The organism is Haloparvum sedimenti, from assembly GCF_001462205.1.
In the GTDB taxonomy this organism is placed as follows: Archaea; Halobacteriota; Halobacteria; order Halobacteriales; family Haloferacaceae; genus Haloparvum; species Haloparvum sedimenti.
Genome location: NZ_LKIR01000119.1, coordinates 16454 through 36580 on the forward strand (window position 1 = coordinate 16454; position 20127 = coordinate 36580).

Below are 20127 nucleotides of genomic sequence, written 5' to 3' on the forward strand. Positions count from 1 at the left end.
ACGCCGGGGCGGTCGTTCCCTCGGACATGACCTCCATCACGCTCGTCGGGACGCGGCTCGCGGACGTCGGTCGGGAGTTCGTCTACGGCGGCGAGGCGCCGGGCTGTGAGGGCTGTCCGTACCGGAGCCAGTGTCTCAACCTCTCGGAGGGAACGCGCTACCGGATCACGGGCGTGCGCGACAACGCACAGACGCTGGAGTGTGCCGTCCACGACGCCGGCGTCCGCGCGGTCGAGGTCGAACCCACCTCCGTGCCCGCGAACGTCCCGTCGCGCGAGGCGTACGCCGGGAGCAAGACCTCGCTGGCCGGTCCCTGCCCCCACACCGAGTGTCCGAGCCACCAGTACTGCGTCCCCGAGGGCGCGGACTTCGACGAGGACCGGAAGGTGAAGCAGGTGCTCGGCGAACCGCCACACGACACCTGCTACCTCGACCGCGACCTGACGCTGGTGGAGTTCGCGCCCGAGGAGGAGTAGCCGTTCGCGGCGGCGGTCGGTAGGCCGCCGTTTCGCCGGGTTTCCGAGGAGCTCTTCCCCCATCGCTCCGGACGGCGTGCACCCGGCGATGTCCGATACGGACGCACTACCCGGACGGAAGCCCGCCCGATAGGGACCCACGCGGAACTCACTGTGCCCCCGCCGAGCGTCGCGAAACGACGTGCCTCGTGGGGGATCTGAAGAACGGTGTATGCGGGTAATAACAATCCGTTCAGGCGACGGACACCACTCAATGAGTTCCAAAGCGACGGAAACGAGTGTGACGACGGCCGACGCGGTCGCGCTTCAAGCCGGCGTGCCGGAGTATCTGCAGGAGACAGTCGCGGGGATCGTCGCTTTCCTCCCCCGCCTGGTCGGCGCGATCGTCATTTTGGCCATCGGCTGGGCCGTGGGTCGGCTCGTCGCCGGCGCCGTCCGCCGTCTCGCGGACAGGACGAACGTCGACCGACTCGTCATGAACACGCCGCTCGGCGGTGCGCTGGGTGGGACCGAGAAGGCGGTTTCACGGAGCCTCGGACGCGTTGCGGCCTACTTCATCTACGCGCTGGCGCTGCTCGCGGCGGCTGACGCCCTCGCCGTCGAACTCCTCTCCGAGTGGATCGCGGCCGCCATCTCGTACCTCCCGGCGTTCGTCGCCGGCGCGCTCGTCATCGTCGTCGGCTTCGTCCTCGCCGACTTCCTCGCCGACGTGGTCGCTCACACCGAGACGGTCACGGACACCGGATACACCGACGTGTTCGCGGACGGACTGCGCGTCTTCCTCTACTTCGTCGCGACCGTCATCGGCTTGGGCACGATGGGCGTCGACGTCCGGATCCTCAACACGTTCGCACAGGCCGCGGCGTGGGGAGTGGCCGCGGGCGCGGCGCTCGCCGTCGGCATCGCGTTCGGACTCGGCGGCCGGGACTACGTCGCCGCCAACATCGGCGAGTGGCTCCCCGGTCGGTCGCCGAGCCCCGGATCGACGCCGATGGGCCAGCCCGACGGGGGCGAGGAGTCGGCCGAGTGACCCGCACCGTCCGGTGATTGGTTCACTCCGGCCAGAGGTCCGTCCCCAATAGCCGGTTGGAAGGTCGGAAGTGGGCCGTCACGTGCCGGCCGGGATCGAGAGCCGCCGGTAGACGGCGACCGAGAAGATCCCGAGGAAGGCCCCGACGACTCCGGTCGCGGCGACCGCGAGGACCGCGACCGCGACGACCGCGGCGATCGGGACGTCAATACCGGCGCCCGCGGTCGCTCCCGGCGTCGTCAGCAGGGACAGGACGCCGAACAGGAGGCCGACCCCGCCCCCGACGACGCCGCTGAGGAGCATGTAGCCGAACGTTGCGAGGGGGTTGTGCCGGACGCGGGCCGCGCTCCGTTTCAGGCCGTCGACCGCCCCGAGGTCGTCGAGGACGATGGCGTGGCCGTAGAACTGCAGGAAGAACGCGACCAGCAGGTACACGAGGAACCCGGCCGCGACGATTCCGAGGATCGCCAGCACGCCGATCCCGCCGGCGCCGGAGGAACCGCCCTGCGCCATCGCGAGCACGCCGGTTCCGACGAAGGCGCTCGCGACGACGGTGACGATGCCCAGCGCGAGGTTGATCCCGAGCAGGGCGAGGTACGCGCCGAAGATGGAGAGGTAGTTCGACTTTCCGGCGTCGAGGAACGTGTCCAGCGACGTCCGGCCGTCGAGCGCCTCGTCTGCCATCGCGACGATGCCGCCCTGGAAGAACGGGACGACGAAGACGATCCCGACCGAGACGACGAGCGAGGCCACCGCCCCGAGGAGCGGGTTCACCGCCTGCAGGGCGAGCTGTGGAAGCTGCAGCGCCGCGAGCAGGATCACGGGGATCAGTACGACCGGATTTCGGAGGAGAGCGCTCGGGCTCTCGCGGAGGGCATCGAAAACCGCCATGGAGACGCGTCAGCGTACTCATACAAAAGGATGGGTAGTAGGGAGTCCCGAACAGACCGACCGGTGTCGAACGTGAAGCGACGAGACGGGACCTCGGACGGTCCGTTACCGGGACCGGGAGTGCGACGCCCTCAAACCCGGTCCGATCAGGGGTCGACGCGCAGCAGCCACGTCTCGGGATGATCGAGTTCGGCGTCGGTCGGGAGGTTCTCGGGGCGCTCCCACACCGCACCGGCCGCGGCGAGACTCCGGCGCTCCGCGACCGCCTCGAAGAAGGCGGCACCGCGCTCGTACTGCCGGCGCTTCAGCCCGAGTCCGAGCAGTCGCCGGACGAGCTTCGAGACCGGGCTCCCGCCCTGCCGGCGGGCATCGAGCTTGCGCCGGAGGTCCGCGTACTCGTCGTCGAACGCGTGGTCCATCAGGAGCTCCGCGTACCCCTCCACCGCGGTCATCGCGGCGTCGAGCTCGCGGAACGCCTCTCGGTCGAGCGCGCCGTCGGTGAGCGCGAGCACGCCCTCCTCCATGCGGGTTTCGAGGTATTCGGGGAGCCACGGCGCGGCGCCGAACTCCGCGGCGTGGGTCACCTCGTGGAACGCGATCCAGCGCCGGAAGCGGGGGTAGTCCACGTCGAGTTCCGCGGCCGCGTTCGCGATGTTCGGGTGGACGAAGTAGAGCCCGTGGGCGGCGTCGGGGTCGTCCGCCAGCAGCAGGGGGTCGTACTGGCCGAGGACGTTTCTGCCGAGGAAGCCGAGCATCACCGCCATGGTCCCGGTGTTGGCGACGCGGGAGGCGTCCGGGAGCAGGGGTGCGGCGCGGTCCTCTAGCGGTTCCATCACCGCGCGGAACGTCTCGAGGTTGGCGTCGATCCAGTGGTGGCGGTTCTGGATCTCGACGGTCTCGGGCACGTCGAAGGCCACGTCCGCGGTCTCCCGAAGGCGGTCGCGGGCGTCGCGCACGTCGGTCGCGTAGCCCTCGCGCTCCGCGGGCGGGAGGTCAAGCGTCCCCGGGTCGGTGCCGGCCTTCGCGGCCTCCGCCGCCCGGTCCCAGTCGACGACGCCGTCGCCGGAGGCGGCCGTCACCGCGCGGACGCTCCGAAACAGGTTCATGGAGGGAGTCGGGCCGCACGACGCAAAGCCCTTGTGTCGCGGTGCAGTCGCGGCGCGGTCGGCGGGCGCGCCTCAGTCGACCAGTTCCTCGACCTCGTCCTCGATCTCCTCGAGGTCCTCGAACTCGCCGCCGCCGAGGAGCTTCCACGCGGCCACCGCCAGCGCGGCGAGGAGGCCGAGAACGAGCGCGGCCTTGCCGAGTTTGCAGGCCGGACAGTCGCACCCGTCCGAGCACATCGGACACGGGCAGGACCGCGTCGCGGCGTCCGAGCCGGCGGTCGATTCGGCCTCGTGGGTCCCATCCGCGGCGTCGGCGGTCGACCCCGCGCCGAGCGACTTCGGTCCGATCTGCACGTCGCCGTCGCCGAGCCTGATCTGCAACAGCGTGAAGGATTTGTCGGCCATGTGCAGTGTTTCGCCCGGCGCGGGCTTAACGGTGCTGGCGAGACGCCGCGACGCGAACCGGCGTGCCACTGCTGCCGGGACGGGACGGAATGCGGCTCCCCCGTCCGGAGCCGAGCGCCGGCTTCATTGCGCCCGCGTTCGAGCCCCTGGGCATGCACGAGTCACGGCGTGAGTTCCTCACCGACCTGCTGGAGACGCCGAGCCCCTCCGGCTTCGAGACCGCCGGCCAGCGCGTCTGGACGGCGTACGTCCGCGAGTTCGCGGACGAGGTGGAGACCGACGCCTACGGCAACGCGGTCGCGGTCCACGAGGGGTCCGGCGAGGGGCCGACGCTGGCGTTCACCGGCCACGCGGACGAGATCGGGTTCATCGTCCGTGACGTGACGGAGGACGGGTTCCTCCGGATCGCGCCGGTCGGCGGGAGCGACCGCACCGTCTCGAAGGGCCAGCACGTCACCGTCCACGCCGACGAGCCGGTCCAGGGCGTGGTCGGGCAGACCGCGATCCACCTCCGGGACCCGAGCGAGGACGAGTTCGAGGACATCAGCGCGCAGTTCGTCGACGTGGGCGCCGACAGCGACGAGGACGCGCGCGAACTCGTGGAGGTCGGCGACCCCGTCACCTTCTCGACGACCGTGCAGGACCTCGCCGGCGACCGCATCGCCGCGCGCGGGATCGACAACCGGACGGGGACGTGGACCGCCGCGGAGGCCCTCCGGCGCGCGAGCGAGGCCGACGCCGACGCGACCGTCTACGCCGTCTCCACCGTACAGGAGGAGGTCGGCCTCAACGGGGCGCGGATGGTCGGCTTCGACCGCGAGGAGGTGGACGCCTTCGTCGCGGTCGACGTGACCCACGCGACGGACAACCCGGACGTGGCGACGAAGCGGCGCGGCCCGGTCGAACTCGGGGAGGGGCCGGTCGTCACGCGCGGGAGCGCCAACCACCCCGAACTCGTCACCCTCGCGCGCGAGGCGGCCGAGGCGGCCGACGTGGACGTGCAGTTGCAGGCCGCGGGCACCCGGACCGGCACCGACGCGGACGCCTTTTTCACCTCGCGGTCGGGCGTCCCCTCGCTGAACGTCTCCATCCCGAACCGCTACATGCACACGCCGGTCGAAGTCGTCGACACCGGGGACCTCGTCGCTGTCGCGGAGCTGCTGGCCGCGATGGCGGAGCGCGCCGCCGGCCGCGAAGGGTTCGCGGTCGAGGTCTGAGCCGTGCCCAGTGCCTCTGCCGACGGACCGCCCGCGAGCGTAATCCTCCCGACCGTCCGGTGGACCGACGCCTGCGATCAGGTGGCCACGCAGCTCCGCCCGGACGACGAGCTACTGATCGTCTGCGACGACGCGTCCGACCCCGTGGCGGCCCGTCGAGACGACGGATCCCTCCCAGATGGCGTCCGCATCGTGCTGGCGGGCGAACCCGAGGGGTGTTCCGGGAAGGCCAACGCCATCGCGGTGGGGATGGAAGCGGCGACCCACGACCGGATCGTCTGGACGGACGACGACTTCGACCACCCGCCGGCGTGGCTCCCAACGCTGCTGGACGACTACGAGGCGCGGGGGGCGACCACAGAAGTCCCGTTCTTCGCGGGGAAGGACCCGTTCTCGACGTTCCTCGAGCCGATGAACGCGCTCGGCGGGTCGCTGTCGGTGCGGGCGGGCGGCATCGCGTGGGCGGGCGCCGTCGTCTTCGACCGCGCGGACCTCGACGAGGCCGCGTTCCACCGGGACCTGCGCTCGGCCGTGAGCGACGACGGGACGCTGAGCGAGCACGTGGACGTGACGCCCGTGGGACGGACGCGGCGCGTCTCCGCCGGCGGGAACCTGCGGGCGACGCTGGAGCGGCACGTCCGCTTCGTGAAGATCGTCCGCTTTCACGACCCGCGCGGGATGGTCGGGTCGACCGCGCTCGCCGCGGTCGGGGCCGCGGCCGGCGTCGCGTTCCCGCTCCCGACGCTGCTGGTCGCCACGCTCCTGATGGTCGGCGTGTACGCGGTCCTCGGCGTCCGGCGCTGGACCGCGCTGCTGGCGTATCCCGCGATGCTCGCCGCGCCGCTCCTGCTCGCGTACGGCCTCGGACGGCGGACGTTCGTGTGGGGCGGCCGCCGGTACCGCTGGCGGGCGCGGGACGACGTGAGGGTCGTCGACCGTGGACCGCAGGATGGCGACAGATAACCACGTCTGTGCATATCTGTGGTCGAGGGAAGGAGCAAAGGGACCACGAACAAGAGGGTTTTTACCGATTCCCGACCCAGCCTCGCGCATGGAACCCCGAGGGGTCGAGGCGGGCGACGAACCGCGCGAGAAGTGCGGCGTCGTCGGCGTCTCGCTCGCCGAGCGGGAGGCGGCCAGACCGTTGTACTACGCGCTGTACGCGCTCCAGCACCGCGGCCAGGAGTCGGCCGGCATCGTCACGCACGACGGCTTCCAGCAGCACGGCCACGTCGAGCGCGGCCTGGTCGGCGACGCCTTCGACGAGTCGGACCTCGAGTCGCTCAGCGGCTCGACCGGTATCGGGCACGTCCGCTACCCGACCGCGGGCAGCCTGGACAAGTCCTGCGCGCAGCCGTTCTCCGTCTCGTTCAAGTCCGGCTCGCTCGGGCTCTCGCACAACGGCAACCTCGTCAACGCCGCCGAGGTGCGCGAGGAGTTGGCCGCGCTCGGGCACGCGTTCACGTCCGACGGCGACACCGAGGCCATCGCGCACGACCTCGCGCGCAACCTGCTCGACGAGGACCTCGTCCGCGCGGTCAAGCGCACGATGGGCCGCATCCACGGCTCCTACTCGCTGGCGATCATGCACGACGACACCGTCCTCGGCGTCCGCGACCCGAAGGGGAACCGGCCGCTGTGTCTCGGCGAGCTGGAGGACGGCTACGTGCTCGCCTCGGAGTCGGCCGCCATCGACACGCTCGACGGCGAGCTCATCCGGGACGTGCGACCGGGCGAACTCGTCGTCCTCGAGCCCGACGGGCAGGGCTACGACACCTATCAGCTCGTCCAGGAGGACCGCACCGCCCACTGCTTCTTCGAACACGTCTACTTCGCGCGCCCGGACTCCGTCATCGACGACAGCCTCGTCTACGAGGTGCGTCGGGAGCTGGGTCGACACCTCTGGGCGGAGTCGGGCGTGGAGACGGACGTGGTGATGCCCGTCCCCGACTCCGGCCGCGCGTTCGCGTCCGGCTACGCGGACGCCGCCAACGAGACGACCGCGGACGGGGAGCCGCGCGGCGACGAGCCCGGCGTCGAGTTCGCGGAGGGGCTGATGAAGAACCGCTACGTCGGCCGGACGTTCATCATGCCGACGCAGGACGAGCGCGAGCGCGCCGTGCGGCTGAAGCTCAACCCGATCAAGTCGACCGTCGAGGGGAAGACGGTCACCATCATCGACGACTCCATCGTCCGCGGGACGACCTCGACACAGCTCGTGGAACTCGTCAAGGAGGCGGGCGCGGAAGAGGTTCACCTCCGGATCGGCGCGCCGCCGATAATCGCGCCCTGCTACTTCGGCATCGACATGGCGACCCGCGAGGAGCTGATCGCCGCCAACCGGTCCACGGAGGAGATCCGGGAGCTGGTCGGCGCGGACTCGCTGTCGTACCTCTCGATCGACGCCGTCGCGTCGGCGCTCGACAGCTCGCGTGCGGACCTGTGTCTCGGCTGCGTCACCGGCGAGTACCCGTTCGACGTGCCCGACGAGGCGACCGACCGCGACGTGGCCCGCCCCGTCATCGACGCGCCGGAGTCGGCCGGGGACTGACCCAGGTCACGCTGCCGGGGCGTTTCTGTGCCCGGTCGCGCCGCTGGAGTATTTCTGTGCCCGGTCGCGCCGCTGGAGTATTTCTGTGCCCGGTCGCGTGGCCGGCCGACGCGTACCGGCCGACGCCTCTCGCGGTCGCTTTTCATGCCGTGGGAACGCCCGGTCCCTTATTGCGCCCGTCACGCGAACGTGTAGCCATGAGCCGACCAGACACCGACACGCGAGTGGGGCGCCGAGGGTTCCTCCGTGCGGGCGCGGCGGGGGCCGCGGCCGCGACCGGACTGGCAGCGGGCGCCGGCACCGCCGCCGCGCAGTACGACGGCTGGTTCGAGGACGTGGACAACTACGAGGGCACCTACGACTACACCGGGCAGGACGAGGTGACCGTCGCGGTGGGCGCGGGCGGCGGCCTGCAGTTCGAGCCCGCCGCGATCCTCGTCGACCCCGGCACGACCGTCGTCTGGGAGTGGACCGGCGAGGGCGGCGACCACAACGTCGTCACCGAGGGCGAGGGCTTCGAGTCGGAACTCACCGGCGAGGCGGGCCACACCTTCGAGCACACGTTCGACGACGCCGAGTCGGGCGACACGTTCCTGTACTACTGCGACCCGCACCGCGCGGTCGGGATGAAGGGCGCCGTCGCGGTCGGGGAGACGGACGACGAGCTGATCGAACCGGGAAGCGGCGGCGAGGGCACCGAGTCGGGCGGCGGAGAGGGAGACGAGTCGACCGGAACCGCGACGAACGAGAGCGCCGGGGGCGCCGGCGGCGATGGCGGAAGCGCCGCGGCGTCGCTGACAGCCGGCGACGCCGGCGTGCTGGCGGTGGCGCTCGGCTTCGCGGGCCTGCTGTTCGCGGTCGGACTCGGCATCGTGGACATCGAACCGGAGTAGCGAATCGGCCCGGAGACGCACCGGTTCGAAAAAGCCCCGCCGCCGGCCCGCTCTCGGCCGCCGGCGTTCAGTAGGCGCATTCGCCCTCTTCAGTAGACGTACTCGTCCTCGGTGATCTGGGTGTACGACGAGCGCCACTTGCGCTTGTTCCACTTGTAGGAGAGCAGCAGCTTCGCCGCGTCCCAGCCCGCGGAGTACCCCCGTCGGAGCAGACTGTCGTCGGAGTCGTCGGCCAGCATCGTGTCGGCCGCCCCGATGATCCGGTTCCAGTCGCTCGGCGTGTACGCCTTCACCATGTCCGCCATCGTCACGTTCCGCAGCACCTCGTCGCCGATGGCCTCCTTCCAGCGGCGGTTGTACGCCGAGAGGTCGCCCGCGGCCGCGAGCTCGCCCGCGATGGCGCCCGTGCGCACGGCGACGTGGTCGCCGCCCTCGTGGAACGCCGAGGTGGTGCCCATGGCGCCGCCCGCGACCGCGACGTCCGCGCCCGTCGGGGAGTCGATGGGGCGCGTCGAGGAGATGGAGTACGTCTCCGTCCCCCCGCGCTTGCCGGCGTCCTCGACGAGCGGGAAGTCCTCCTCGACGTCGTACTCGTCGCCGTACTGCCACTCCAGGAGGCGTTCGACGTACTCGGATCCGGAGGGGACGGAGTCGTCCTCCGGCCGCAGGAGTTCGTACTCCTCGCGGTCCTCGACCGCGTCGAGGTCCAGCCCGATGGGCATCGTGAGCCCGACGCGGCAGACGCGGTCGCGGTTCGGGAACACCCACGGGTAGGCAGTCTCGCCGGGCATGACGCCCCACCAGAAGACGATGGCGTCCTCGACCTCCTCGTAGAGCTCCTCCGGGAACCGACGGTACTCCTGATACGCGATGTGGTTGGCGTCGCGGGAGGCGAGTCGCTCGGAGGCCTTCTCGCCGTCCGGGAGGTAGCGGTCCAGCACGCGGTTGGTCACCGTGCGCTGGGGACCGTCCGCGAGGATCAGGAAGTCGCCGCCGACGGTGCTCCCGTCGGCGAGTTCGACGACGTGGCGGGGGTCGTCGTCGCCCGCGGCGCTCGACTCCACGTTCCGGACCGACGCCTCCACGCGGTACTCGGCGCCGGCATCCTCCGCCCGCTCGCGCATGAAGTCGTCGAACCGGGCGCGGTGGAAGGTGTAGCCGAACTCGTCGTACGAGGAGTCGATGCCGGTGCTGTACAGCGTACAGCCGGCGTCGGGGCCGCGGAACTCCGCGCGCTCCAGTTCGTTCTGCACGACGCCCTCGGGGAACTCGTCGGGGTGGATCCCCATGATGTCGACCCAGTAGTCGAGGATCCCGGCGGCGTCCGTCGAGTCGGGACCGAGGCCCTCGCGGTCGGCTCGCGGGACCCCCTTCTCCAACACGATCGCGTCCGCGCCGCCGCTCGCGGCCGCGTGTGCCGCCGAGGTGCCGGCGGGTCCCCCGCCGACGATCACAACGTCTGCGCGTTCCATACACGTGAGCGTCGCGGTCAGGCTATTAAACCCACGGAACGAACGGGTATTCCGGCCCCTCACGGAGGACGAAATCTGGGCGTCCCGGTCGTGACGGTGCGCTGTGGAAGAATACCCATCAACGATCGTGATTGGGAATTGGTGTCCTTAATCGTGGTACTCCACGTCGATAGCTGTCACATCTCAGATGAAAACGTTCGCGAACGGACAGGTATATAGGGCGCGTGGCACGTCAGCTCGTACCGATGGCACGTGAAACGTGGGCCACGCGGCTCGGCTTCATCCTCGCGGCGGTCGGCAGCGCCGTCGGGCTGGGGAACATCTGGCGGTTCCCCTTCCTGACCGGCGAGGCTGGCGGGGCGGCGTTCCTCGTCGTCTACCTGCTGTTCGTCGCCGTGATCGGACTCCCCGTGCTGCTCGTGGAACTCGTCATCGGCCGACGGTCGAATCGTAACCCGATCGGCGCCTTCGAGGCGCTCGAAGCACCGAACTGGAAGTTCGCCGGCGTGGTGGGCGCGGTGGCAGGCTTCATCATCCTCTCGTACTACAGCGTCGTGGGCGGGTGGGTGATCCAGTACCTGATCGCCTCGCTCACCGGCGCGTACGCCGCGAACCCGGGAGAGTACTTCCTCTCGACCGCGAGCGGCCTCAACGCGGTGGCCTTCCACGCGCTGTTCATGGGGCTGGTCGCCACCGTCGTCGCGCTGGGCATCCGCGACGGGCTGGAGCGGGCAGCGAAGGTGATGGTCCCCTCCATCGTCTTCCTGCTGGTCGTCCTCGCCGGTTACGGCTCGACGCTCTCCGGCGCCGGTGCGGCGTACAGCTACTACCTCTCGCCCGATGTCGGAACGATCGTCGCCAACGCGACGAGCCTGATCCCGGACGCGGCGGGACAGGCCTTCTTCACGCTCTCGCTCGGGATGGGCGTGATGGTGACGTACGCCTCCTACCTCGGCGAGGACCGGAACCTGTTCCGCGACGCCGGCACCATCGTCGTCATCGACACGCTGGTGGCGTTCCTCGCCGGTCTCGTCGTCTTCCCGTTCCTGTTCACGCAGGGCGTCGAGCCCGGTTCCGGCGGCGCCGGCGCCGTCTTCATCAGCCTCGCGACGGCGTTCGCGGAGCTGCCGGCCGGCGGCGTCGTCGGCGCGGTGTTCTTCTTCATGCTGGGTATCGCGGCGCTGACCTCCGCGTTCTCCATCCTCGAGGTGGTCGTCTCCTACGTCGTCGACACCTACGGCGTCGCCCGCAAACCGGCGACGGTCGCGATCGCGGGGATCATCTTCCTCGTGGGGATCCCGACCGCGCTCGACCTGACGTACCTCGACACCTACGACCTGCTGGCCAACAACATCCTGCTGATCCTCGGCGGGCTGCTGTTGTCCCTCTTCGTCGGCTGGCGCTACGCCGGCGAGGCCATCGAGGAACTGCGGAAGGGCAGCGGCGACGCGACGCTCTCGGTCGCGTGGATCTGGATCGTCCGGCTCCTCGTCCCGGCCGTCCTCCTGTACACGCTCTACCTCGGGATCGAGGGCTACGCGGAGTTCCTCGTCGAGACCTACATCGCGTAATTCCCGACCGCGCCACTTTTTCGGCATCGACAGCCGCCGCGCCGCAGTTCCCCGGCGGGCGACGCCGGCGCGGCCGAACTAGTGGTGTGTGGTAACGTGTCTCTCCTCAATCTTTAACAGCTATCCGACCAATCCTGTACCGAGGAGAATTCACAATGAGCCACGAACTCGACCCACTTCCGTACGAGTACGACGCGCTGGAACCGCACATCTCCGAACAGGTGCTCACCTGGCATCACGACACCCACCATCAGGGCTACGTCAACGGTCTCAACAGCGCCGAGGAGACCCTCGCGGAGAACCGCGAGGAGGGCGACTACGGTAGCACCGCGTCCGCGCTCGGCAACGTCTCCCACAACGGGAGCGGTCACTACCTCCACCACCTCTTCTGGAACAACATGTCGCCGAACGGCGGCGGCGAGCCCGCGGGCGCGCTCGCGGCCCGCATCCAGGAGGACTTCGGGTCCTACGAGGGCTGGAAGGGCGAGTTCGAGGCGGCCGCCTCCGCCGCGGGCGGCTGGGCGCTGCTCGTCTACGACCCGGTCTCCAAGCAGCTCCGGAACCTGAAGGTCGACAAGCACGACCAGGGCGCGCTGTGGAGCGCACACCCCATCCTGGCGCTGGACGTCTGGGAGCACTCCTACTACCACGACTACGGCCCGGCCCGCGGCGAGTTCATCGAGAACTTCTTCGAGGTCGTCGACTGGGACGACGTGGCCGACAACTACGAACACGTCGTCGCGAAGTTCGAGTAGCCCGGACGTTTGCGGGTCGACCGCAACCCTCGCTTTCTTTCGAGACCGCCCCCGAGCCGCTGCGCTATCACAACAGATACCGATACTGGGTATAGCGATGTGTTTGTGTCTGCGTTCTGTTACTGGGCGGTGTTTTTGTGACTGCTGTCGATCCTGCTGATCTGGACAGCAACACCCAGAAAGCCCCAGTCGGCTCTCTGGACGCGGTTTTTGTGTCTGTTGCAGATCCTGCTGCGTGGAACAACACCACCCAGAAAGCCCCAGTCGGCTCGACCGGCCGCGCCTCGCTGCGCGCTCGCGCCTCTCAGCACCGCCCGGCGCAAGTGCTTACGTCGTCGGGGCCGGATCGAGCCGGCTGCCCCTTTCAGTCCCACCCACCGCAACCGCACCACGGGCCTCGCACCTCCCCAGCCTCGGCGGCGGCGCGGCCGCGGGACCGCACCGCACAGCAGGCGGCCGCGCCGCCGCCTCCCTCGCGCGGTCGCGGCGACACGCTCCGCGGTCGCCGCGGCGCGCGCCGACAGCACGGCACCGCAACCGCACCGCTCCGTGACCGCACAGCACCGAACCGCCGCGAGTTTCAGGAAAGCGATGTTTCTGAATCGGGCTGCATCACTCAGTATCAGTATCGGTCGGATCGACGGCCGCTCCGCTGCTCACGAGGCGGCGACCAATCACGACCAGCGAGGGGCGCTCCTCGATGGCGCCCTCGCCGCAAACGGAACCAACTAAGCGGCTCGCACACGAGGTCCCGGTATGAATCGCCTTCTCCGACGCCCGGGTCCGGACCCGAGGGGTCGCCGAACCGCGCGCACCCGGAGCGATCCGCTCCGGTCGCATCTCCGCTCTCTACGGGGGGCTTTCCACGCGTGAGCGACGAGGAACTCGCCAAGGACCTCGGTCCGCTCGCGGCGCTCACGATCGGCATCGGAACGATGATCGGCGCCGGGATCTTCGTGCTTCCCGGGACCGCGGTCGCACGGGCCGGCCCGCTCGCGGCCGCCACCTTCGTCATCGGCGGCGTCACCGCGCTGTTCACCGCGCTGTCGGCCTCGGAACTCGGCACCGCGATGCCGAAGTCCGGCGGCGCCTACTTCTACGTCAACCGGGCGCTCGGACCGCTGTTCGGGTCGATAACCGGCTGGGCCAACTGGCTCGGGCTGGCGTTCGCCTCCGCGTTCTACATGTACGGGTTCGGCGAGTACGTCAACACGCTCGCCGGACTCGGCCCCGTCTCGCTCGGTCCGGCCTCTCTGGAGGCGGCGCAGGTCATCGGCCTGTTCGGTGCGCTGCTTTTCATCGGGGTCAACTACTTCGGCGCCAAGGAGACCGGCGGGCTCCAGAACGCCATCGTCCTCCTCCTGCTGGCGATCCTCGGCCTGTTCACCGTCGTCGGACTGTTCAACGCGGACCTCGACTCGCTGCGGCCGATCGCGCCGCCGGGGGCGGCCGCCGAGGTGCTCCCCGTCACTGCGGTCGTCTTCGTCTCCTATCTGGGATTCGTTCAGATCACCTCGGTCGCCGAGGAGATCCAAGACCCCGGGCGGAACCTCCCGCGGGCAGTCATCGGCTCCGTCGTCATCGTCACCGTCGTCTACGCGCTGTTCCTGTTGGTCCTGCTCGCGGCGGTCCCGACCGAGCTGGTCGCGAACAACGACACCGCGGTCGTCGAGGCCGCGCGCCTGCTGTTCGGACAGTACGAGATCCTCGGCTACTCGCTCGGGGCCGTCGGGGCCTGGATGCTGTTGATCGGCGGGCTGCTGGCGACCGCCTCGTCCGCGAACGCCTCCATCCTCTCCTCGTCGCGGATCAACTTCGCGATGGGTCGCGACAAGATCGTCACGCCGAAGCTCAACGAGATCCACCCGCGCTTCGGGACGCCGTACAAGTCCATCGCGCTGACCGGCGGCCTGATCCTGCTGTTCCTGCTCGCGGGCGGGCTGGAGCTCCTCGCGACTGCGGGGTCGGTGCTCCATCTGGTCGTCTACGGCCTGCTCAACCTCGCGCTCATCGTGATGCGCGAAGCGGAGCCGGAGGGGTACGACCCCGACTTCGAGGTGCCGCTGTACCCGATCGTGCCGCTGATCGGGACGGTCTCGTCGTTCGCGCTGATCGCCTACATCGAGCCGTTCGTCATTCTCCTGTCCGGGGGGCTCGTCGCGTTCGCCGCGCTGTGGTACCTGCTGTACGCGCGCCGGAACGTCGAACACGCCGGCGTGCTGGCCGACTGGGTGCTCGACCGCTCCGAGGAACTGCCCGACGCCGCCGTCTCCGCGGCTACCACCGTCCAGCCGGACGCGACCGGCTACCGCGTGATGGTTCCGCTGTCGAACCCCAAGACGGAGGAGCACCTCATCTCGCTTGGCGCCGCCATCGCCAGTCAGAACGACGGCACCGTGGTCGCGGTGAACATCGCGAACGTGCCGGACCAGACCTCGCTCGAGGCAGCCCGCGAGCGCGGCGCCCACGACGCGGCCCACGACCTGCTCGAGAGCGCGAAGGCCGACGCCGAGACGTTCGGCGTGGACGTGGAGACGCACGTCGTGCTCTCACACCGCACCTTCGAGGAGGTGTTCGACGCCGCCCGCCGGTTCGGCGCGGACATGACAGTGATGGGCTGGGGGCCGGACGCCCACGGTTCGCCCGGCCGCGCGGAGTCGGCCATCGACGAGCTGGCGCACTCGCTGCCGTGCGACTTCCTCGTGTTCAAGGACCGCGGCTTCGACCCCTCGCGGATCCTGGTGCCGACCGCGGGCGGTCCGGACTCCGACCTCTCGGCGGCCGTCGCCCGCATGCTTCGCGCGGAGTTCGGCTCCGAGGTGACCCTGCTGCACGTCGCGGACGACCGCGACGCCGGCCAGCGGTTCCTCACGGAGTGGGCGGCCGACCACGGGCTCGCCGACGCCGCGACGCGCGTCGAGTCCGGCGACGTGGAACGGCGCATCGAGGAGGCCGCGGCCGAGGCCACGATGCTCGTCATCGGTGCGACCGAGAAGGGCCTCCTCTCGCGGCTGGTCCGCGGCTCGCTCGTGTTGAGCGTGCTCGACGACGTGGAGTGCTCGGTGCTGCTGGCCGAGAAGCGCCACGACCGCGGACTCCGGGATCGGCTGTTCGGCTCCGGCGCCCGATCGAAGGCGACGGATTGGGACGGCGACGAGTCCGACGAACCGGGCGAAAGCGGCGGGGAAGCGGCCGGAGACGCGCCGGGGACGGCGACCGATTCGGGGACGACGACCGACAACTGACCGTCCGTCCGAACCCCCGAACTTTTCACGGATAGCGGAGAACGCCGCCGTATGAACGCGGAGGACGCCGCCGGTGGCGACGATGAGGAGCGGCTTCCGGGGGAGCCAGCGACGGTCGACACACTCGCGGATGTGGCGGGGCTCGCGAACGGAGTCTCCTCGGTCACGTCGGTCGAAGTGCGCTGTCCCTCGGACGCTGAACCACCCGAGCGCGTCTCCTCGATCCTCGTCGCGGTCGGCGGCGGTCCGCACGCGGCCGCGACCGTCGACCTCGCACGAGCACTGGCCGAGGAGACGGACGCGTGGCTGGAGCTGTTCCACGTCGCGACCGACGATGTCGACGACGAGGCGCTACTCGACGACGCGACCGCCCGGCTGGGCGAGTTCGAACGGGTCGACAGGTGGGTAGTCGAGGAAGGAGCGCCGGCGTCCGCCATCGTCGAGCAGTCGGCTTACTACGACGCCGTCGTACTCGGGTCCTCCACGCGCGGCCGCGTCGAGCGATTCGTTCGGGGATCGACGACCGCCACGGTTGCCGAGCGCGCCGCCAGTCCGGTAGTCGTCGTCTCGGGCGACGGTGCGACGCCGATCTAACCGCGACGGCCTCCCCGACGCTACTCGGGATACCCCTCGACGATGGCGACGCCGGAGGAGGCGCCGATCCGCTCGGCGCCCGCCTCCAGCATCGCCGTCGCCTCCTCGTAGGAGCCGACGCCGCCGGAGGCCTTGACGGGGAGGTACTCGCTCATCAGTTCCACGTCGGCGACCGTGGCGCCGCCGTCCGCGAAGCCGGTCGAGGTCTTGACCATGTCGGCGTCGGCCTCGACGGCGGCCTCGCAGGCGCGGCGCTTCTCCTCGTCGGTCAGCAACGCGGTCTCGATGATCACCTTCACCGGGACCGGAACCGCGGCGACGACCTCCGCGATGTCGGCAGCGACGGCGTCGTCCTCGCCGGCCTTCAACCGTCCGACGTTGATCACGAGATCGATCTCGTCGGCGCCGTCGTTCCACGCGTTGACCGCCTCGTCGTGTTTCGACTCGGTGCTGTGCTGGCCGTGCGGAAACCCCACGACGGTCGCGAGCGTCACGTCGTCGTAGGCCGGGTCCGCGGCAGCCTCCGCGACGTAGCAGGGCGGGATGCAGGCGTTCATCCCGTGGGCGGCGGCCTCGTCGAGGACGGTGCACACGTCGCCCCAGGTCGTCTCCGGGCCGAGGACGGTGTGGTCGATGCTGGCGGCGAACTCCGCGCGGTTCATACCCGGCAGTCGCGGGCCCGCCTCAAAAGCGGTGCGGGGTCGTCGCGCTCGGGGGCGCTTCGAGCGCGGACGGAGTTGACGTGCGGGCGGTCCACCTGTCGGCCGCTTTTTACCCCGTCCCGTTCAACTGACGCCCATGACCCGATTCGACGCCGCCGAGGAGGCGGAGCGGCGAAAGCTCTACGCGGAGGCCGTGACGGCACACAGAAAGCGGTCCAGTCCGGTGACGACGATCGACGTCGACCCCGACAGCGACACCACGGAGACCGACGAGGAGTTTCCCCCGTGGATACAGGTGGCGGGCACGGAGGTCGTGATGGACTGCACAGACGCCGAACTGGAGCGGTTGAAGGACCTGCTGGGGGCGTACCCGGAGTTCCGTATCGAGGAACTGGAGAGCCCGGAGGAGGCGGAGGGGACGAACGCCGTGATCTCGGCGCGCTCGGACGCCAACCGGATCGCGGATTTCGTCGAGCGCGCGTTCCGCGAGGTGTACGAACTGGAGCCGGACTACCGCGCGTGGGTCTCCGCCGTCTGAGCCGGCAGCACGTTTGAACGCGCCGTCAGACCGCCGACCGCGTCCGTGCGCGTGAGAGCACCGCGGCCGCGACCGCGACCGCGGCCACGGCGACTCCGACGACCCCCCAGTCTCCGACGACGCGCCCCGCACCGAGCGCGCTCAGCAGCGTGAACGCGAGGAAAACCGGCAGCAGCGTCCCGATCAGGTAGCGCCACGGTACCGCCAGCGCCGCGGCGATCGGCCCCGCGCCCGATCGGAGTTCGGCGACCGCGTCGTCGCCGAGCGTCCACCCGGCGAACAGCAGGAACGCGAGGAGGCCGAGCGCGAGCAGGTTGTCGACCACCGGACCGGCGACGAGCTCGAACAGCGCGGGGCGAAGCGCGTTCGCCGTGCCCGTGACGGCGATCAGTGCGCCAGTGCCGGCGACCGCCCGCTTCCGCGAGATCCCGAACTCGTCGACGAGGAACGCGACCGGGATCTCGAGGATGCTGATCGACGAGGAGAGCGCCGCCAGAAGCACCACGCCGAAGAACGCCGCGGCGACGAGATTGCCGAACGGGAGCGCGGTGAACGCGCCCGCGAGGCTCACGAACAGGGCGCCGGGGCCGCCCGCGCCGGGGTCGACCTCCAGCGCGAACAGGAGCGGGAAGACGACCAGTCCCGCCAGCACGCCCACGGCGGTGTTCAGCGCGGCGATGGTCGTCGCGTCGACCGCGAGCGACCGGTCCTCGCCGACGTAGGAGGCGTACACGAGCATCGTCCCCGCGCCGACCGAGAGCGTGAACAGCGCCTGCCCCGCGGCCGGCAGCAGGAGATCGAGCGCGTTCGCGCGCAGCGTCCCGAGGTCGAACCCGAGCAGGAACGCGAAGCCGGCGGCGGCGCCCTCCTGCGTGCCGGCCCACGCCGCCAGCGCGACCAGCAGGACGACGATGGCGGGCATCATCACCTTCGTCGCGACCTCGATGCCGCGGCGGACGCCCGCGGCGACGACGACCCCGGTGATCGCGAGGAACGCGAGGTGGAACGCGACCGCGGACGGGCCGAACGAGATCGCCGAGAAGTGCGCGCCGGGCTCCGCCGCGTACGGCGCCGCGCCGGCGAGCCCCGCGATGCTCTCGAGGAAGTACCTGAGGATCCACCCGCCCACGACGCTGTAGAAGGAGAGCAGCACCGTCGCGGCCACGACCGCGATGCCGCCCGCGGCGCCCCACGCACGCGACCCGGACAAGTCCCGGAGCGCGCCCACGGGGTTCCGGTTCGCGCGCCGCCCGATCACGAACTCGGCGAGGAGGCCCGGCACCCCGACGAGAAGCACGACGCCGAGGTAGACAGCCAGAAACGCGCTCCCGCCGTTCTCGGCGGTCATCCACGGGAACCGCCAGACGTTTCCGAGCCCCACGGCGCTACCCACCGCCGCGAGGATGAAGCCGACTCGCGTCGCCCACGTTTCGCGTGTCATTACCCGTCACAGCGGATCCGCACTCAAAAGCGTAACTACCTGACGATCCCTCAACTCCGCGGTACCTACGTTTTTGAGTCGATTTGCGGCCGATATGTTCTCGAATCTATCGCCGATCGCGGCGAGACGATGTTGGATCGTCGTTTATGTCAATCAGGTTTCTGTATCGGTCGGCCAGCGCCCGTTGCGGTCGGATCTCGACTACCACCGACACCGTGTGGTCGCTAGTCGGGGGTCCCCGTCGCTCTTTCTGATTCGGAAAATTATTTTCCAGATTCGGGGGATTTGCAGGGGTGAATGCGTAACCATTAACCTCGGCAGTCCCCACTCTACACACACGAGGCACGAGACTACACATGGCAACTCTCGAAATTAACGATCTCCACGCACGAGTGGCTGAGGAGGACGGCGAACGGATCCTGCGCGGTGTTGACCTCACGGTCGAGTCCGGCGAGATCCACGCGCTGATGGGCCCGAACGGCTCGGGCAAGTCGACGACCGCGAAGGTCATCGCGGGCCATCCGGCCTACGAGGTGACCGACGGCGAGATCCTCCTCCACCTCGACGAGGCGGACGTAGCCGACATCGACGAGGACATCGACGAGGCGGACTACACCTGGAACCTCCTCGAGCTGGAGCCCAACGAGCGCGCCGCGCTCGGCATCTTCCTCGGCTTCCAGTACCCCGCGGAGATCGAGGGCGTCACGATGACGAACTTCCTCCGGCAGGCGATCAACGCCAAACACGAGGAGCGCGAGGAGCTCTTCGAGGACGAGGAGGCGGAGGCCGACGCCGACGAGGACGAGGACGCCGGCTACGACTCCTCGCCGATGGAGGGTCCCACGGACGAGGGCGAGATCGGCGTCGCGGAGTTCCAGCAGCTGCTCTCCGAGAAGATGGAGCTGCTCGACATGGACGAGAAGTTCATGCAGCGGTACCTCAACGCCGGCTTCTCCGGCGGCGAGAAGAAGCAGAACGAGGTGCTGCAGGCCGCGATGTTGGAGCCGGCCGTCGCCGTGCTCGACGAGATCGACTCCGGGCTGGACATCGACCGCCTGCAGGACGTGGCGAAGGGGATCAACGCGCTCCGCGACGAGCAGGGCACGGGCGTCCTCCAGATCACCCACTACCAGCGCATTCTGGACTACGTCGAGCCCGACCACGTCCACATCATGTTGGACGGCGAGGTCGTCAAGAGCGGCGACGCCGAGCTCGCTGAGCAGCTCGAGGACAAGGGCTACGACTGGGTCCGCGAGGAAGTCTACGAGGCAGCGTAACTA

The 20127-nt window shown here is 69.8% G+C and carries 18 protein-coding genes; 12 read left to right on the forward strand and 6 right to left on the reverse strand.

Annotated features, from left to right (window positions below; all coding sequences use genetic code 11):
* Positions 1-26 precede the first annotated feature (26 nt).
* Positions 27-476 carry a UPF0179 family protein gene (locus AN233_RS06965; RefSeq protein WP_058366079.1) on the forward strand — a complete coding sequence of 150 codons (450 nt, stop codon included), beginning with the start codon at positions 27-29 and terminating at the stop codon, positions 474-476.
* Between the two features lie 253 nt (positions 477-729).
* Complete coding sequence (locus AN233_RS06970) at positions 730-1506, forward strand: mechanosensitive ion channel family protein (protein ID WP_058366080.1); 777 nt, start codon at positions 730-732, stop codon at positions 1504-1506.
* A 78-nt stretch (positions 1507-1584) separates the two neighbouring features.
* Here AN233_RS06970 and AN233_RS06975 read toward each other — a convergent pair whose 3' ends face one another.
* The 3 genes from AN233_RS06975 to AN233_RS06985 all read right to left on the reverse strand — a co-directional run bounded on the left by AN233_RS06975 (position 1585) and on the right by AN233_RS06985 (position 3908).
* Entirely contained in the window at positions 1585-2397 is an 813-nt protein-coding gene (locus AN233_RS06975) for a DUF7847 domain-containing protein (protein WP_058366081.1), read from the reverse strand.
* Between the two features lie 146 nt (positions 2398-2543).
* Entirely contained in the window at positions 2544-3503 is a 960-nt protein-coding gene (locus tag AN233_RS06980; RefSeq protein WP_058366082.1) for a zinc-dependent metalloprotease, read from the reverse strand.
* A gap of 72 nt (positions 3504-3575) precedes the next feature.
* Positions 3576-3908, reverse strand: coding sequence for a hypothetical protein (locus tag AN233_RS06985; RefSeq protein ID WP_058366083.1), 333 nt, complete (start codon positions 3906-3908; stop codon positions 3576-3578).
* Between the two features lie 152 nt (positions 3909-4060).
* Between AN233_RS06985 and AN233_RS06990 the strand changes: the two genes are divergently transcribed.
* The 4 genes from AN233_RS06990 to AN233_RS07005 all read left to right on the forward strand — a co-directional run bounded on the left by AN233_RS06990 (position 4061) and on the right by AN233_RS07005 (position 8569).
* Positions 4061-5125, forward strand: coding sequence for a M20/M25/M40 family metallo-hydrolase (locus AN233_RS06990; protein ID WP_058366084.1), 1065 nt, complete (start codon positions 4061-4063; stop codon positions 5123-5125).
* A gap of 3 nt (positions 5126-5128) precedes the next feature.
* On the forward strand, positions 5129-6088 hold the full coding sequence (locus AN233_RS06995; protein WP_058366085.1) for a glycosyltransferase: 960 nt from the start codon (positions 5129-5131) through the stop codon (positions 6086-6088).
* Positions 6089-6176: 88 nt separating this feature from the next.
* Positions 6177-7676, forward strand: a complete 1500-nt coding sequence (purF, locus tag AN233_RS07000; protein WP_058366086.1) for an amidophosphoribosyltransferase — start codon at positions 6177-6179, stop codon at positions 7674-7676.
* A 197-nt stretch (positions 7677-7873) separates the two neighbouring features.
* Positions 7874-8569: a halocyanin domain-containing protein gene (locus AN233_RS07005; RefSeq protein ID WP_058366087.1), complete on the forward strand. Its 696-nt coding sequence runs from the start codon at positions 7874-7876 to the stop codon at positions 8567-8569.
* 89 nt (positions 8570-8658) lie between these two features.
* On the opposite strand, the gene AN233_RS07010 is transcribed toward AN233_RS07005, so the two are convergent.
* On the reverse strand, positions 8659-10041 hold the full coding sequence (locus tag AN233_RS07010; RefSeq protein ID WP_058366088.1) for an NAD(P)/FAD-dependent oxidoreductase: 1383 nt from the start codon (positions 10039-10041) through the stop codon (positions 8659-8661).
* A 245-nt stretch (positions 10042-10286) separates the two neighbouring features.
* Here AN233_RS07010 and AN233_RS07015 point away from each other — a divergent pair, with 245 nt between their 5' ends.
* From AN233_RS07015 to AN233_RS07030, 4 genes are all read left to right on the forward strand, one after another.
* The gene (locus AN233_RS07015) at positions 10287-11612 is read left to right on the forward strand and encodes a sodium-dependent transporter (protein ID WP_058366089.1); all 1326 of its coding nucleotides are present in this window, start codon (positions 10287-10289) and stop codon (positions 11610-11612) included.
* A 155-nt stretch (positions 11613-11767) separates the two neighbouring features.
* Positions 11768-12367: a superoxide dismutase gene (sod, locus tag AN233_RS07020; protein ID WP_058366090.1), complete on the forward strand. Its 600-nt coding sequence runs from the start codon at positions 11768-11770 to the stop codon at positions 12365-12367.
* Between the two features lie 869 nt (positions 12368-13236).
* Positions 13237-15612: an amino acid permease gene (locus tag AN233_RS07025; protein ID WP_058366091.1), complete on the forward strand. Its 2376-nt coding sequence runs from the start codon at positions 13237-13239 to the stop codon at positions 15610-15612.
* Between the two features lie 51 nt (positions 15613-15663).
* Positions 15664-16206, forward strand: coding sequence for a universal stress protein (locus AN233_RS07030; RefSeq protein ID WP_058366092.1), 543 nt, complete (start codon positions 15664-15666; stop codon positions 16204-16206).
* Between the two features lie 20 nt (positions 16207-16226).
* Here AN233_RS07030 and deoC read toward each other — a convergent pair whose 3' ends face one another.
* Positions 16227-16868: a deoxyribose-phosphate aldolase gene (gene deoC / locus AN233_RS07035; protein WP_058366093.1), complete on the reverse strand. Its 642-nt coding sequence runs from the start codon at positions 16866-16868 to the stop codon at positions 16227-16229.
* 136 nt (positions 16869-17004) lie between these two features.
* On the opposite strand from deoC, the gene AN233_RS07040 reads away from it, so the two are divergent.
* Complete coding sequence (locus AN233_RS07040) at positions 17005-17406, forward strand: hypothetical protein (RefSeq protein WP_058366094.1); 402 nt, start codon at positions 17005-17007, stop codon at positions 17404-17406.
* Between the two features lie 25 nt (positions 17407-17431).
* Here AN233_RS07040 and AN233_RS07045 read toward each other — a convergent pair whose 3' ends face one another.
* A complete protein-coding gene (locus tag AN233_RS07045) occupies positions 17432-18847 on the reverse strand; it encodes a sodium-dependent transporter (RefSeq protein WP_058366095.1) in 1416 nt (471 codons plus the stop codon).
* Between the two features lie 356 nt (positions 18848-19203).
* On the opposite strand from AN233_RS07045, the gene AN233_RS07050 reads away from it, so the two are divergent.
* The gene (locus tag AN233_RS07050) at positions 19204-20124 is read left to right on the forward strand and encodes an ABC transporter ATP-binding protein (protein ID WP_058366096.1); all 921 of its coding nucleotides are present in this window, start codon (positions 19204-19206) and stop codon (positions 20122-20124) included.
* The last annotated feature ends 3 nt before the right edge of the window (positions 20125-20127 follow it).